The sequence below is a fragment of the Lysinibacillus sp. RU7 genome, from assembly GCF_057837305.1.
On sequence record NZ_JBYQFK010000031.1, the window covers coordinates 34,597 to 49,697 of the forward strand.

Sequence of the window (15,101 nt, forward strand, 5' to 3'; positions counted from 1 at the left end):
TTAATGTGTATTATGCAATATATAGAAAACAAATTATTCAATACCGTCTTTTGAAAAAGAGCTAAGGAGTGATATACTATTGTTACGGAAATCGAAATATCAGTGGAATGAGGAATAAATATGTTAACAACGGATCATTTATATACTTTGCAATCGGTCACAAATCCAGTATTGTCACCTTCCAATGAAGAAGCAGTATTTATTCGTACGCAAATGAACAAGGAAGATAATAAGTATTATTCACACTTATTCCATGTGCATATCAAATCCGGAGACGTGATGCAATGGACGTTTGGAAAGGAGCGGATCAGTAGTCCGCAATGGTCACCAGACGGTAAACAGCTTGCCTTTTTATCGAATCGAGATGAGAAAAATCAATTATACATTTTACAAGTGCGCGGTGGAGAAGCAAAAAAACTAACGGATTTACCGAACGGGGTTAGTTCATTTTTATGGAGTCCTTGCGGTGAAAAAATATGGCTTGCTAGTCGTGTGAAACAAGGAAAAACGATAATTGATCAGCTAGAACAAGAGGAAAATACACTGCCACAAGTATATATCGTAAACGGTATGAAATATAAGATGGATGGTATTGGTGGTGTAGGTTTACGCCCACAAGATCAATTTACACAAATCGCTGTATTACATCTTGCAGATGAATCGCTTGAGCAGTTTACATCTGGGGATTATCACCATAGTTTAGTAGGTATTTCACGTGATGGACAACAAATGATTGTAGGTGTTAACCGAGCGGAAAATTTAGATTATGAGTTCCGTACACCTCTTTATATTGTGGATGTAGTGACGAAAGAAGAGGCGATATTAGTAGACGCAGATGGTCATTACAGTGGAGCAACATTTTCATTTGATAATCGCTATATTGCATACGTTGGTAGTGATGCTTCTTATAAAAACGCTACGCATGCGCAAGTATACGTATATGATACAGAAACAAAGCTCACACAAAATATAACGGAAATGTTAGATGCACCTGTTGGCGATTTAGCTGTTGCTGACGTGCAGCAAGGTGTAGATGCACCAGCTGTTACATGGACAGAAACGAATGCGTTGTATTTCCAATTATCAACGATGGGGGATGTACGTCTGTATTATGCCGATTTAGAAGGGTGTATTTTCCCAGCGAGTGCTGAAGGCGAGCATCTTTACGGTTATGATGTAGCACGTAGCGGAAACTGGGCGCTTTTAACCGTTTCAAACCCAACCTTCCCAGGTGAGTTATTCTACTTTGATATTACGACAGGTGAACGCCACCAATTAACAAATTTTAACGATGCATTTTTAAAGGAAGTCCCACTGTCAACACCTGAAGCGATTGTGTACACAACATCGATTGGGGATGTACACGGTTGGATCATGCAACCAACAAATTACGAAGAAGGGAAGAAGTATCCGTTAATTGTTGAAGTACATGGTGGACCTCATACAATGTATGCAAATACGTTCTTCCATGAAATGCAGTTATTAGCAGCACAAGGGTATGGTGTATTATATGTGAATCCACGTGGTAGTCATAGTTATAGTCAGGCGTTTGTCGATGGTGTACGTGGCGATTATGGTGGTGGTGATTATGAGGATATTATGGTAGGTCTTGATTATGCTCTAGCAAACTATCATTGGATTGATTGTAATCGTCTAGGTGTGACAGGTGGTAGTTACGGTGGCTTTATGACAAACTGGATTATTGGGCAGACAAATCGCTTTAAAGCAGCTGTTACACAGCGCTCCATCTCAAACTGGATTAGTTTCTTTGGTGTTTCTGACATTGGATATTATTTTAGCGAATGGCAGCACTTTGCTAATATGAAATCAGTCGATAAACTATGGGCGTTCTCACCTTTAAAATATGCAGAAAATATAGAAACGCCGCTGCTTATTTTACACAGTGAACAGGATTTTAGATGTCCAATTGAACAAGCTGAACAGTTGTATATTACGTTAAAAACATTAGGGAAAGAAGTTGGATTTGTTCGATTCCCAGAGAGCGATCATAATTTATCTCGTACAGGACTGCCAAATTTACGTGTAGAACGCTTAACGCAAATGTTGGAATGGTTTAAAAAATATGTATAAAAGTTAAGGGATAAGAGGGGCTTTCTTCTTATACTTTTTAGATTGTCGTCATATAAATGGAAATATATATAAATAATCATGCTCTATTATCATATTAAGACAGTCAAAACATGTTATAATACGAGAAATAAAACTGTAAAGCGAGGCAATTTGTGTGGAAGTTTTTATCGGCAGACAACCTATATTCAATCTTCATGAACAAGTTGTTGCATATGAATTACTATACCGCAATAAAGAAAACAATTCTTTTGCTATGGTTAATTCAGATGCAGCGACAGTAGATGTGCTCGTAAACTCTTTTGTAAACATAGGGATTGATGAAGTGACTAAAGGGCGTCCGTGTTTTGTAAACTTCACTGAAAATTTATTGATGGGGCCGCTCACAGATTATTTAGATCCAACAAAAGTTGTAATTGAAATTTTAGAAGATGTGCCGATTACAACAGAGCTAATTGAACGTATTCAAAATTTAAAGAGTAAAGGGTTTCAAATAGCGTTAGATGATTTTGTATTGGATGAAAGCGTGAAAATTTATGACGAATTATTTCCTTATATAGATTATATCAAGGTAGATTTCTTATTGTCTCCATTACTTGAGCGGATGAAAATTGAAAACAAAGTGAAAATAAAATGCCCGCATATTAAGCTGTTAGCTGAGAAGGTAGAAACGCACCATCAATTCGAGGTAGCGAAGCATTCAGGATATATGTTATTTCAAGGCTATTTTTTTGAACAACCACAAGTGATTAAAGCAACGGATATTCCTCACAATACAATTCAATATTTTCATATCATTTCGTTATTACGTGATGAGGAACCGAATATTAATGAATTGGCGGAAAATATTGAACGTGATATTTCCGTATCGTTTAAATTATTGCAATTGATTAATAAATCGATGAAGCGCTCTAAATCGAAAATTCGTTCTATTAAACAAGCGATATTAATGCTTGGCTTATCAGAATTAAGAAAATGGGTTTATTTACTTGCTATGCGTGAAGTAGGAAATAAAGATAGATCAGATGTATTTAATGAATTAATGCGTCGCTCGTTATTTCGTGCAAAGGTTTGTGAAAAAGTAGCGAAATTAAATTATAAGCAAAATTTCTCTGAATACTTTTTAATTGGGCTCTTTTCATTAATTGACGCCTTGCTACGACGCCCAATGAATATGATTTTACAGCAGTTGCCGTTTCCCGAAGAAATTGTTGAAACGATTAGTGGAGGCGAAACGGAAATGTCACCATACTTGCAGTTTAGTATTGCTTTAAGTAAAGCAGATTGGCAAAAGGTAGAAGAACTGGCCACAAAACTAGAGTTATCCAAAGAGGCCATTATGCAAATTCAACTTGAAGTGGATGAGTGGGTAGAAGAAACATATAAGTATTACTAATGTTAGATCCTATAGTCAATTTGCTATAGGATTTTCTTTTTGAAGGTATTATCAATCGTCAGAAACTTCATTAAAGTGAAGTTCCGGTTTAATGAAACATTTGCTATAATCATGGCTGAATTGTTTGGAGAAATGAAAAAAGGAAGGTAAAAGTGTGAATAACGAAAATCATTTTGTAAAAGATACAATTATGGAATACCTTTATGTCATTGCAGGAGCGGCTGTTGTGGCAATCGGTTTTAATGCATTTTTATTTCCTAACCAAATCGCTTCAGGTGGCGTAAGCGGGATTAGTACTATTTTGCATGGGGTATTTGGTTGGAATGCAGGGATTGTACAATATGCATTTAATATTCCTTTATTTATTGCGGGTGTTTTCATTTTAGGGAAAAACTTCGGTGCGAAGTCTTTAGTTGGTACACTTGCACTACCATTATTCGTTATTTTAACGGAAAGTTGGGATGCTTGGACGTATAATCCACTACTCGGTGCAATTTTCGGTGGTATTGTTGTCGGTTTTGGCATTGGTCTTGTATTTAAAGGGAAAGCATCGACAGGTGGGACAGATTTATTAGCACAAATTATTACGAAATTTACAGGAATGACATTAGGGACAAGTGTGTTGCTCATTGATGGAGTGATTGCAACGAGTGCAGCCATAGTATTTGATATCGAAAAGGGTTTATACGCATTGATTGGGCTATACGTGACAACAAAAACAATTGATATTATTCAATTAGGCTTTAGTCAATCAAAAATGGTGTATATTATTACAAATAAGCAAGATGAAATAAGAGACCGAATTTTTCAAGAGATTGATCGAGGTGTCACGAAAATTCCCGCATTTGGTGGCTATACAGGACATGAGAAGCCTGTACTCATGGTAGTAGTATACCAGACAGAATTCACAAAGCTGAAACAAATTGTTAAAAGCATTGACCCATCAGCGTTTGTTATCGTTTCCGATGCTTATGAGGTACTGGGGGAAGGTTTCAAACGTGCATAAAAGTGCTATACTAGGGACATGTTAGTAAAATCATACTTTGGAGGGATATAACGTATGAAAAAGAAATGGTTAGCAACATTCATGCTAGGTTCTGCTCTAATGCTTGGTGCATGTGGTGGCGGTGAGAAAACGAACGAAAAAGAGCCAAACACTGGTACAACAACTCCACCAGCAGAAACGACAGCAGATGCAAGTGCAGAAGTGGCACAACAACGCTGTGCAACATGTCACGGTGGTAACTTACAAGGTATGGGAACGACACCAGCATTAAATGATGTAGGTTCTCGCTTATCTGAAGAAGAAATTTTAAATATCATTTTAAATGGTCAAGCGGGCGGTATGCCTGGCGGTTTAGTGCAAGGTGAAGAAGCAGAAGCTTTAGCTGCTTGGTTAGCTGCAAAGAAATAATAGAAAATATAGGGTGAAAACAAGCCGGCGAATATTCGTCGGCTTTTTTTGCGGATAGATAAGTATTAGGCCCATAAGAAACAGCTATGAGCTTTTACTTTCAAGATGTTATCTCAACCGATTTTGGTTAAGATGTTTATTTCTAATACGAAATATTAGAAATATGGGATAGGCATGTTAAAATAAAATAATATGTGAGTTGTATGATTGGAGAGTTTAAGATGATTCAAGTAACAACGAGAGATGTAATGGAGAAATTTGATTTAGAGTTAGTAAGTGGCGGCGAAGGGATTGGTCGTTATATTACGACGAGTGATATTTCAAGGCCAGGACTTGAAATGGCCGGGTACTTTACCCATTACCCAGCAAATCGCGTACAATTATTGGGAAAGACAGAGCTTTCCTTTTTTGAAATGCTGCCAGCTAGTGACCGTGAAGATCGTATGATGCGCCTTTGTTCGCAAAATACACCCGCGATTATTATTTCGCGAGAACTTGAGGTACCACCGGAGTTAATTGATGCATCGGATAAAAATCATGTACCGGTTCTCAAAACAAGACTGACGACAACGCGTTTTTCCAGTCGGCTGACGAATTTTTTAGAAAGTAAGCTGGCACCAACAACCGCGATTCATGGTGTGCTTATTGATGTGCATGGTATTGGCGTACTTTTAATCGGAAAAAGCGGCGTGGGGAAAAGTGAAACAGCTTTAGAATTAGTGAAAAAAGGGCATCGTCTTGTAGCGGATGACTGTGTTGAAATCCGTCAAGAATCGGAAAATTTCTTGATTGGTAGTCCACCTCCGCTGCTTGAGCATTTACTTGAAATTCGAGGTATTGGTATTATTGATATTATGACGTTATTCGGTGCGAGTGCTGTGCGTCCTTACAAGCGAATTACGCTAATTATCGAGCTTGAAAATTGGGATCCTGATAAATCGTATGATCGTCTCGGCTTAGACGAGGAGAAAGTCCGTATTATCGATACAGATGTAACGAAATTAACGGTGCCTGTTCAACCAGGACGTAACGTCTCAGTCATTATTGAAGTAGCGGCTATGAACTATCGCTTGAAAAAGATGGGAGTTAATGCAGCAGAAGAATTTTCCCGTCGTTTAGATGAGATGATTGCATCGAATGATGAAATGGATGATTTTTAAAGCCGAAAGGAGATTGTTATGAGTGTAACATTATTAGCTATTGATCCAGTCGCCTTTCATTTAGGTCCAATTCCGGTCAGGTGGTATGGGATTTTAATTGCTACAGGCATTGTACTGGCGTATTTTTTAGCGCAGCGTGAGGCTGTTCGATTAGGACTGCATGAAGATTTTATTGGAGACATGTTAATTTGGGCAGTACCGATTGCTATATTATCAGCTCGGATTTACTATGTATCGATGAAATGGGATTACTATAGTCAGTATCCGGGGAAAATAATTGAAATATGGAATGGTGGTATTGCCATTCACGGCGCATTAATCGGTGCTTTTATTACCGCGTATGTTTTTACCAAAAAACGTGGTGTTAGCTTTTTACGTGTCGCTGATATTGCGGCACCAAGTATTTTAGTAGGGCAAATTATTGGTCGCTGGGGTAACTTTATGAACCAAGAAGCTTACGGTGGACCTGTAACACGTGACTTTTTAGAAAATTTATTGTTACCTAATTGGATTATTGAACAGATGTATATTAAAGAACAGGGTACATACGTACATCCAACATTTTTATATGAGTCGCTATGGAACGTGGTTGGGCTGATCATTTTACTAATTGCCCGTAAGCTTAATTGGCGACGAGGGGAAATGTTCTTCTTTTATTTAATTTGGTATTCAATTGGTCGTTTCTATATTGAAGGTTTACGTACAGATAGTTTGTATTTAATTGACGATTTACTACGTTCAGCACAAGTTGTATCTATTATTGGCATTGTCGTCGGTATTATTGCTATTGTTTATCGCCGCATGAAAGTGAAGCCGGTTGTACGTTATTTAGATAAAAAATAAGGGAGCTTGCGAAATGGGAGAGACGTTAAAAAAGGGAATACTCGCAGGTTTACAAACAGCATGGAAATTAAGTAAATTTATTTTTCCAATTACGTTTATCGTAACGCTTTTGCAATTTACACCGGTACTTCCGTGGATTGTCGATATAATCGCACCATTCATGAGTATTTTAGGTTTGCCAGGTGAAGCGGCTATTCCGTTAGTTCTTGGAACAACGCTAAATTTATATTCAGGTATTGCAGGGATATTATCACTGGAGTTAACGGTAAAAGAAGTATTTACATTAGCTGTTATGTTATCATTTGCGCATAGTATGTTTATTGAGACTGCTGTTGCCCTTCGTGTAGGGGTGAAATTGTGGGTTGTACTCGTCGTTCGATTTGGGCTTGCCTTCCTCTCCGCCATTACGATTAATTTACTTTGGGATGGAGGAAGTGAGATTGCTAAATACGGTATGATGCCAGAAATGACGGCCAATCCAGATGGCTGGGGAGCGATACTGATACTTGGCTTGGAAAAGGCCAGTTATGGGATTCTTCAGTTAATCATCATTGTCCTACCATTAATGATCATCGTGCAGTTTTTACGTGATTATGGTTATATGACGAAATTTTCAACTAAACTAGCACCATTTACAAAGGTGATCGGTGTAAAACCGAATGCTTCCATGACACTTGTAACAGGGCTAGTAATTGGGTTAGCGTACGGGGCAGGGGTGATGATTCAAGCTGTTGAGGAAGATGGCGTATCCAAAAAGGATGCAACACTTGCGTTTATTTTCTTAGTAGCTTGTCATGCTGTAGTGGAAGATACACTCATTTTCGTACCACTCGGCATTCCCGTCTTGCCGTTATTGGCGATTCGTGTCGTTACCGCGTTTATTTTAACGATTGTGGTAGCCTATGTATGGCGACGAGCAGAACAAAAGGAAGCTAGAGAGGTTTTACAGTCATGATAAAGGCATTACTATTTGATTTTGATGGAACATTACTAGATACAAATGAGTTAATCATTGAAACATTTTTGCACGTGTTAAACGAGAGATTTCCCGGGCAATATAAGGCGGAGGATTGTTTACCGTTTATCGGTCCGTCTTTAAAGGAAACGTTTGATACACTTACACCAGGGGAAACGGAAATGATGATTACAAAGTACCGTGAGTGGAATTTGATGCATCATGATGATCTTGTAAAAGAATATGACGGGGTTGTCGAAACATTAGAGAAGTTAAAGGAAATGGGTATGCGTTTAGTCATTGTATCGACAAAGCGTCGTGATAGCATTGCGCGCGGATTAAATATTTTAGGGGCAAGTCACTTATTCGAGTTTGTTGTAGGTTTAGAAGATGTGACCCATGTAAAGCCACATCCTGAACCAATCTTGCTGGCACTTGAAAAACTTGGATTAGCAAAAGAAGAAGTCATCATGATTGGAGACAACTCCCATGATATTGAAGGCGGTAAAAATGCAGGCGTATGTACAGCGGGCGTGTCTTGGGCGTTTAAAGGACGAGCATTTTTACAACAGTTCAATCCAGATTATATGCTAGAGCATATGTCTGATTTAATTTCAATTGTAAAGGAAGCATAGCGGATGAGGAGAACGGAGCGTTATCGTGTTAAAGGGGCAAACTCATTATGGCATATGTATGACACTGTATCGTTTTGGAAAGTAGCGAAATGTTTTACCATTATAACCATTGGACGATTCACACCATTTCTTCGTTTGAAAAATTGGTTGTATCGTACATTTTTAGGGATGAAGATTGGCGACAAAACATCGCTTGCCTTGATGGTAATGCCGGATACAATGTATCCTGAGCGGATTTCAATTGGTGATAATACGGTCATCGGTTTTAATACGACAATTTTGGCACATGAATACTTAATTGAAGAGTATCGACTGGGCGATGTAATCATTGGGAATCATGTAATGGTTGGGGCCAATTCGACTATTTTGCCAGGTGTTGAAATTGGGGACGGGGCTATCGTATCGGCTGCTACTCTTGTCCATCGAGACGTGCCACCAGGTTGTATGGCAGGGGGAAATCCAATGCGCATTATTTATACAGCTGAACAAATGGCAGAACGAAAAAAATTAGATAACCCGAAGTGGGAGAATGAATGAATCAGCTAAATCCAATATTTTGGATTTAGCTGATTTTTTTAGTAAATAGGAACATATAAGTTTCACGGATATCGATAAAGATAAGACATCATCTTGACCAAAATAGGTCGAGATGATGTCTTTCTAATAGTGTATAATAGGGAAATATATATCAGAAAATTGGGTATAGTTAAGTTTTTGTGAATTTATTGACTAAATACTCGGATAGCAGTAAAATACTTTCATACATTAGTAATTTACCACTCTAGTACGTTAAAGTAAAATGTTTAGGATGTGTCAAAATGTCATCGATTAAAATGTTCGAAAAACCACTTGGGATGCGCGATACATTCCCACAAATTTATGAAAAATTAGAGCAAGTACGTGAGACAGGACGCGAATTACTGCGCAGTCGTGGCTATGAATTTATTAAAACGCCAACTGTCGAGTATTACGATACGGTCGGTAAGGCGTCCGCAATCCATGATGCGACATTATTTAAATTGGTGGATAGCCAAGGCAGTACATTAGTGTTACGACCAGATATGACCACACCGATTGCACGTGTAGCAACATCAAAATTATTAAAAGAAAAAATCCCACAACGTTTAGCCTATTTCGAAAATGTTTTCCGTGCACAGCAACTAGAAGGTGGTCGACCTGCAGAGTTCGAGCAAATGGGGATTGAATTAATTGGGGACAACTCTGTTTTTGCGGATGCAGAAGTAATTATGACAGTGATCGAATTAGTCAAAGCATACGGCATTGAATCGTTCAAAATTACGATTGGTCATGCGGGTGTACTAAGCTGTATTTTAAAAGATTATACAGAAAGCGCCGAGCAAGCGGAGAAATTAAATGAACTGCTTGTACAACGTAATTATGTAGGCTTTGAAGAAGCGGTACTCACATTTGATTTACCAAAAACGAAATCCGATGCACTACTCGCTTTTATTGAAGAAGCATTAAGCTTATCTTCTATTGAAGATATTGAAAAATATGTGCGTAAAAATGACGCATTAGAATATATGCAAAAGTTATGGGAATTGCTCGCTTTAGCTGGCGTTGAACAATATATTGCGTACGACTTTACATTATCAAGTCATATGAATTACTACACGGGCATGCTGTTTGAAGTATTTGCTTCTGGTAGTGGCTTCCCATTAGGAAATGGTGGTCGCTATGACGGACTGCTTGCGCATTTTGGTTCGACTGTAGGGGCAACAGGCTTTGGTTTACGTGTGGATCGTTTACTAGAAGCAATGCCACGTCAAGAGGTTGAAAATGTGACAGCGCTTGTGCTATTTGAACCTTCAGCGTTTGAACAAGCATTAGCTCAAGCAGCACGATTACGCGAGCAATATCGCCGTGTAACGATGCAATCAACAGTCGGTCTAGAAAATGTAGAAGCATTTAAAGAGCAGTTCCAAGAAGTTGTGTACTTCTCTGGGCAGGAGGAACAAGTATGAGTGAATTAACAATTGCAATGCCTAAGGGGCGCATTTTTGAAGAAGCATATGAAATGCTATTAGAAGCAGGTTTTAATTTACCAGAGGAAGTAGAGATGTCACGGAAGTTGATGATTGAAATTCCGGAAGAAAAAATTCGCTTCATTTTAGCAAAACCAATGGATGTACCTGTTTATGTAGAGCATGGTGTAGCAGATATCGGAATCGCGGGTAAGGACGTGTTGTTAGAGCAACGTCGTACAGTCCATGAGCTATTAGATTTAAAAATTAGCGAGTGCTATATTGCCTCAGCAGGTTTACCGAATACGACGATGAATGAAATTGCACCACGTATTGCAACAAAGTATCCAAATATCGCCACGAAATACTATAAAGGGATCGGGGAGCAAGTAGAGATTATTGAGTTAAATGGTTCAATTGAACTTGCGCCAATGATTGGCTTAGCAGATCGCATTGTCGATATCGTATCGACAGGACGTACATTAAAAGAGAATGGGTTAGTCGAGTATGAGCACATTACGGATGTCTCCTCTCGTTTAATTGCCAATCCGGTTAGTTACCGCATGAAAAGTGAGCGTATTCAAGACCTCGTGTCGCGCTTAAAAAAATGTGTGAATTAGGGGTAGGGGGATCGTATGAATATTACAACGTTAACAAGTGATATTTCGTTAAAACGTCAGCTTGAAAGTGGCAACGAGGAACAGCTAAAAACGGTACGCCAAGTCATTGCGGATGTGCGTGAGCGTGGGGATGCGGCGATTCGCATGTATAGCGAAAAATGGGATGGCTTTGCACCGAAAAACTTACGTGTCACAGCAGAGGAAATCGAAGAAGCAGTAAAAGGGTTCGATGAACAACTTTACAAAGATCTTGCTGAAGCAGCAGCCAATATTCGTCTCTATCATAGCGCCCAAAAACGTACAGGCTATGAGCTACCATTAGCGGATGGTTCTTGGCTTGGTCAGCGGATTACACCACTTGATGCAGTAGGGTTATATGTGCCAGGCGGTTCAGCAGCCTATCCATCATCAGTGTTAATGAATGTCATTCCAGCTCAAGTAGCGGGCGTAAAGCGCATTGTCATTACATCCCCTGCTGGACGTGACGGCAAGCTACCGGCTGCAGTGCTTGTCGCAGCACATATTTTAGGTGTAACAGAAATGTATAAAGTAGGCGGCGCACAGGCGATTGCCGCACTTGCATATGGCACAGAGACGATTACACCGGTCGATAAAATTACAGGACCAGGCAATATTTTTGTTGCGTTAGCCAAACGTGAAGTATTTGGTGAGGTCGCAATTGATATGATTGCAGGTCCGTCAGAAATTTGTGTATTAGCAGATGAGACAGCCTATGCGGATGAAATTGCGGCTGATTTATTATCACAAGCAGAGCACGATGCATTAGCGTGTGCTGTATTAATTACAACAAGTGATGCGTTAGCAGAGGCAGTAGCCGAGGAAGTAGAAAAGCAACTGAAGACACTGCCACGTGAGGCGATTGCTCGTCAATCGATTGAAAAATTCGGGCAAATTTATGTAGCAGAATCACTAGAGGAAGCGATTCGTGCCGTCAATTCTTTAGCACCAGAGCACTTAGAAGTTGTGACAGATAAGGCGGTGGAAGTGGCAGAACGCATTACACATGCGGGTGCTATTTTTATCGGGCGCTATAGCTCAGAACCAGTGGGCGACTATTTTGCAGGGACAAATCACGTCCTACCGACAAATAGTACAGCGCGTTTTGCAAGTGGATTAAATGTAGATGATTTTATTAAACGCACGAGCGTTGTTTATTATAGTGAAAAAACATGGGCACAAAATGCACCAAAAATTGCCCGTCTAGCTCGTCTAGAAGGATTAGAAGGTCACGCACGAGCAGTTGAGTCGCGTGGCTGGGATAAAGGAGAAGAATAAAATGGGAGCACGTTTTGCAAAAATCGCTCGTAATACGAATGAAACAAAAATCGAGGTAGAGCTAAATTTAGATGGTTCAGGTCAGGCTGAAATTCAGACAGGCGTTGGCTTTATGGACCATATGCTCGATTTATTTATTAAGCATGGTTTATTTGATGGGAAAATTATTGCGAATGGTGATACGTGGATTGATGATCACCATACAACAGAAGATATTGGAATCGTACTTGGACAAGTATTCCGAGAGGCACTAGGCGATAAAAAAGGCATTAAGCGTTACGGAAATATGTTCGTTCCGATGGATGATGCATTAGCACACGTCGTAGTCGACTGCTCTAATCGTCCGCATTTAGAATATCGTGTCGTCCCAACATTGAATGCTAAAGTAGGTACATTTGATACAGAATTAGTCTATGAATTTTTATGGAAGTTTGCGCTAGAGGCACGTATTAATCTACATGTTAACGTTCCTTATGGTCATAATACACATCATATTATTGAAGCTATCTTTAAGGCATTAGCACGTGCACTAGATGAGGCCGTACAAATTGATCCACGTGTGAAAGGTGTACCTTCAACGAAAGGACTGTTAACGTAACGTGAAAATTGGTGTAATTGATTATGGAATGGGCAATTTATTTAGCGTGGAACAAGCATTAAAACGTTTAAATGCAGAGGTCATTGTAACGAGTGATATGGAAACACTGCGTGCAGCAGATGCGCTTGTACTCCCTGGTGTGGGTGCCTTTCCAGATGCGATGAAACGTCTGGAAGAAACAGGGTTAATTCATTTCATTAAAGAAACAAAGCAACCACTTTTAGGAATTTGTTTAGGGATGCAGTTAATGTTTGAGGAAAGTGAAGAAGTATCCCCAACAAAAGGTCTAGGCATCTTTAAAGGGAGTATAAAACGTTTTACGAATGTATCGCGTATTCCACATATGGGGTGGAATGAGCTTGTGTTAGCTCAAACGCCGGAGTGGCTTACAGGAAAAACGTTGCCGAGTGAGCGCCACGTTTATTTTGTGCACTCATTTTATGCTACAAATATGGCACAAGAAGAGCTTGTCGCTTCAGCGGATTATGAAGGGGTACAAGTGCCAGGAATCGTTGCAAGTGGTAATTTCACAGGTATGCAATTCCATCCTGAAAAATCAGGTCCGTTCGGTGTGTTTTTACTACGTGAATGGTTACGAGAAGTGGAGGCGACAGTATGTTAACGAAACGAATTATCCCGTGTCTTGATGTAAAAGAAGGTCGTGTTGTGAAAGGGGTACAGTTCGTCGAGCTACGTGACGCAGGTGACCCAGTGGAACTCGCGAAATTTTATGATGAGCAAGGTGCAGATGAGCTCGTATTTTTAGATATTTCAGCTTCGCACGAAGGCCGTGAAACGATGGTCGATGTCGTACGCCAAACAGCGAGTGCTTTAGCTATTCCATTCACAGTAGGTGGCGGTATTCGCACACTGGACGATATGAAACGTATTTTACGTGCAGGCGCAGATAAAGTATCGGTGAATACTTCTGCTTTAGAGCGTCCAGCACTCATTAAAGAAGGTTCTGACTATTTTGGCGCACAATGTATTGTTTGTGCAATTGATGCGCGTTACTCTGAAGAAGATGGTACATGGATGGTATACACACATGGTGGGCGTAATAAAACAGAATGGAAAGCTGTAGACTGGGCGAAAGAAGCGGTACGTTTAGGGGCTGGGGAAATTTTACTCACGAGCATGAATCAAGATGGTGAGAAATCCGGCTTTGATTTAGGCTTAACAAAAGCAGTGCGAGACGCTGTTACTGTGCCAGTCATTGCAAGTGGTGGTGCTGGAAATGCAGAACATTTCCGTGAAGTACTGCAAGATGTGGATACAGACGCAGCACTTGCGGCATCAATTTTCCATTATAAAGAAACGAGTGTAGCAGAAGTAAAAAGCTACTTAAAAGAAAAAGGAGTACACGTACGATGAACGTTAAATTTGACGAACAAGGGTTAATCCCAGCGGTTGTGCAAGACGCACAATCAAAAGAAGTACTAACAGTTGCCTATATGAATGAAGAGTCTTTACAAAAAACAATCGAAACAGGCGAAACGTGGTTTTACTCTCGTTCACGCCAGGAACTATGGCATAAAGGTGCAACAAGTGGCAACACACAAAATGTTGTTTCAATTAAAGCAGATTGTGATCAAGATGCATTAGTAGTGGAAGTCCTTCCTGCTGGTCCAGCATGCCATAATGGTACAACATCTTGCTTTACTGAGGCGATTGTAGAAAATGAACGTCCAGGTTCAGTAGCGATTTTACCACAACTTGTAGAAGTTATTAAACAACGTGAAATCGATATGCCAGAAGGTGCATACACTACATATTTATTCGAAAAAGGGATCGATAAAATTTGTAAAAAAGTCGGCGAAGAAGCAACAGAAGTTGTCATCGGGGCTAAAAACCGTGATACAGAAGAAGTAAAATGGGAAGCAGCCGATCTTCTTTACCACCTACTCGTCCTCCTACAAGAGCAAAAAGTAGATGTATATGAGGTATTAGAAGTACTTCAGAAACGCCATGAGGGAAAAAAATAAAAGTAGGCAACGTTTTTTTCTGCGTCGAAAGGCGACAGCCGTCAGACGCAAAAAGTAGATGTATATGAGGTATTAGAAGTACTTCAGAAACGCCATGAGGGAAAAAAATAAAAGTAGGCAACGTTT

16 protein-coding genes are annotated in these 15,101 nt (G+C 39.7%); all 16 read left to right on the forward strand.

Annotated features, from left to right (window positions below; genetic code table 11):
* Positions 1-120: 120 nt before the first annotated feature.
* Positions 121-2,091 carry a prolyl oligopeptidase family serine peptidase gene (locus AC3II9_RS18440; protein ID WP_489157791.1) on the forward strand — a complete coding sequence of 657 codons (1,971 nt, stop codon included), beginning with the start codon at positions 121-123 and terminating at the stop codon, positions 2,089-2,091.
* Between the two features lie 154 nt (positions 2,092-2,245).
* The gene (locus tag AC3II9_RS18445; protein WP_489157793.1) at positions 2,246-3,484 is read left to right on the forward strand and encodes an EAL and HDOD domain-containing protein; all 1,239 of its coding nucleotides are present in this window, start codon (positions 2,246-2,248) and stop codon (positions 3,482-3,484) included.
* A gap of 190 nt (positions 3,485-3,674) precedes the next feature.
* Positions 3,675-4,490: a YitT family protein gene (locus AC3II9_RS18450; protein WP_489157834.1), complete on the forward strand. Its 816-nt coding sequence runs from the start codon at positions 3,675-3,677 to the stop codon at positions 4,488-4,490.
* A gap of 54 nt (positions 4,491-4,544) precedes the next feature.
* Entirely contained in the window at positions 4,545-4,898 is a 354-nt protein-coding gene (cccB, locus tag AC3II9_RS18455) for a cytochrome c551 (protein WP_489157795.1), read from the forward strand.
* Positions 4,899-5,119: 221 nt separating this feature from the next.
* A complete protein-coding gene (hprK, locus tag AC3II9_RS18460; RefSeq protein WP_489157797.1) occupies positions 5,120-6,058 on the forward strand; it encodes an HPr(Ser) kinase/phosphatase in 939 nt (312 codons plus the stop codon).
* An 18-nt stretch (positions 6,059-6,076) separates the two neighbouring features.
* Positions 6,077-6,901 (forward strand): prolipoprotein diacylglyceryl transferase, encoded by an 825-nt coding sequence (gene lgt / locus AC3II9_RS18465; protein ID WP_489157799.1) that lies wholly within the window; start codon positions 6,077-6,079, stop codon positions 6,899-6,901.
* A 13-nt stretch (positions 6,902-6,914) separates the two neighbouring features.
* Positions 6,915-7,856, forward strand: coding sequence for a nucleoside recognition domain-containing protein (locus AC3II9_RS18470; protein ID WP_489157801.1), 942 nt, complete (start codon positions 6,915-6,917; stop codon positions 7,854-7,856).
* Complete coding sequence (gene ppaX / locus AC3II9_RS18475; protein WP_489157803.1) at positions 7,853-8,491, forward strand: pyrophosphatase PpaX; 639 nt, start codon at positions 7,853-7,855, stop codon at positions 8,489-8,491. The genes AC3II9_RS18470 and ppaX overlap by 4 nt, the downstream gene beginning before the upstream one ends.
* Before the next feature lie 3 nt (positions 8,492-8,494).
* Positions 8,495-9,028: an acyltransferase gene (locus AC3II9_RS18480; RefSeq protein WP_489157805.1), complete on the forward strand. Its 534-nt coding sequence runs from the start codon at positions 8,495-8,497 to the stop codon at positions 9,026-9,028.
* Between the two features lie 281 nt (positions 9,029-9,309).
* Positions 9,310-10,476 carry an ATP phosphoribosyltransferase regulatory subunit gene (locus tag AC3II9_RS18485; RefSeq protein ID WP_489157807.1) on the forward strand — a complete coding sequence of 389 codons (1,167 nt, stop codon included), beginning with the start codon at positions 9,310-9,312 and terminating at the stop codon, positions 10,474-10,476.
* Positions 10,473-11,096, forward strand: a complete 624-nt coding sequence (hisG, locus tag AC3II9_RS18490; RefSeq protein ID WP_391371419.1) for an ATP phosphoribosyltransferase — start codon at positions 10,473-10,475, stop codon at positions 11,094-11,096. Before AC3II9_RS18485 ends, hisG begins: the two co-directional genes overlap by 4 nt.
* Positions 11,097-11,111: 15 nt before the next feature.
* Positions 11,112-12,392 carry a histidinol dehydrogenase gene (gene hisD, locus AC3II9_RS18495; RefSeq protein WP_489157809.1) on the forward strand — a complete coding sequence of 427 codons (1,281 nt, stop codon included), beginning with the start codon at positions 11,112-11,114 and terminating at the stop codon, positions 12,390-12,392.
* A gap of 1 nt (position 12,393) precedes the next feature.
* Positions 12,394-12,990, forward strand: a complete 597-nt coding sequence (hisB, locus tag AC3II9_RS18500; protein ID WP_489157811.1) for an imidazoleglycerol-phosphate dehydratase HisB — start codon at positions 12,394-12,396, stop codon at positions 12,988-12,990.
* 1 nt (position 12,991) lies between these two features.
* Positions 12,992-13,612 (forward strand): imidazole glycerol phosphate synthase subunit HisH, encoded by a 621-nt coding sequence (hisH, locus tag AC3II9_RS18505; protein ID WP_489157813.1) that lies wholly within the window; start codon positions 12,992-12,994, stop codon positions 13,610-13,612.
* Positions 13,606-14,364, forward strand: coding sequence for an imidazole glycerol phosphate synthase subunit HisF (gene hisF, locus AC3II9_RS18510; protein WP_391371408.1), 759 nt, complete (start codon positions 13,606-13,608; stop codon positions 14,362-14,364). Before hisH ends, hisF begins: the two co-directional genes overlap by 7 nt.
* Positions 14,361-14,975 carry a bifunctional phosphoribosyl-AMP cyclohydrolase/phosphoribosyl-ATP diphosphatase HisIE gene (gene hisIE / locus AC3II9_RS18515; RefSeq protein WP_489157814.1) on the forward strand — a complete coding sequence of 205 codons (615 nt, stop codon included), beginning with the start codon at positions 14,361-14,363 and terminating at the stop codon, positions 14,973-14,975. Before hisF ends, hisIE begins: the two co-directional genes overlap by 4 nt.
* The last annotated feature ends 126 nt before the right edge of the window (positions 14,976-15,101 follow it).

Bases quoted from the DNA above. Each gene is read 5' to 3' on its own strand.
- AC3II9_RS18440 (WP_489157791.1), top strand. From the start codon at position 121: ATGTTAACAACGGATCATTTATATACTTTGCAATCGGTCACAAATCCA.
- AC3II9_RS18450 (WP_489157834.1), top strand. From the start codon at position 3,675: ATGGAATACCTTTATGTCATTGCAGGAGCGGCTGTTGTGGCAATCGGT.
- cccB (WP_489157795.1), top strand. From the start codon at position 4,545: ATGAAAAAGAAATGGTTAGCAACATTCATGCTAGGTTCTGCTCTAATG.
- hprK (WP_489157797.1), top strand. From the start codon at position 5,120: ATGATTCAAGTAACAACGAGAGATGTAATGGAGAAATTTGATTTAGAG.
- lgt (WP_489157799.1), top strand. From the start codon at position 6,077: ATGAGTGTAACATTATTAGCTATTGATCCAGTCGCCTTTCATTTAGGT.
- AC3II9_RS18470 (WP_489157801.1), top strand. From the start codon at position 6,915: ATGGGAGAGACGTTAAAAAAGGGAATACTCGCAGGTTTACAAACAGCA.
- ppaX (WP_489157803.1), top strand. From the start codon at position 7,853: ATGATAAAGGCATTACTATTTGATTTTGATGGAACATTACTAGATACA.
- AC3II9_RS18480 (WP_489157805.1), top strand. From the start codon at position 8,495: ATGAGGAGAACGGAGCGTTATCGTGTTAAAGGGGCAAACTCATTATGG.
- AC3II9_RS18485 (WP_489157807.1), top strand. From the start codon at position 9,310: ATGTCATCGATTAAAATGTTCGAAAAACCACTTGGGATGCGCGATACA.
- hisG (WP_391371419.1), top strand. From the start codon at position 10,473: ATGAGTGAATTAACAATTGCAATGCCTAAGGGGCGCATTTTTGAAGAA.
- hisD (WP_489157809.1), top strand. From the start codon at position 11,112: ATGAATATTACAACGTTAACAAGTGATATTTCGTTAAAACGTCAGCTT.
- hisB (WP_489157811.1), top strand. From the start codon at position 12,394: ATGGGAGCACGTTTTGCAAAAATCGCTCGTAATACGAATGAAACAAAA.
- hisF (WP_391371408.1), top strand. From the start codon at position 13,606: ATGTTAACGAAACGAATTATCCCGTGTCTTGATGTAAAAGAAGGTCGT.
- hisIE (WP_489157814.1), top strand. From the start codon at position 14,361: ATGAACGTTAAATTTGACGAACAAGGGTTAATCCCAGCGGTTGTGCAA.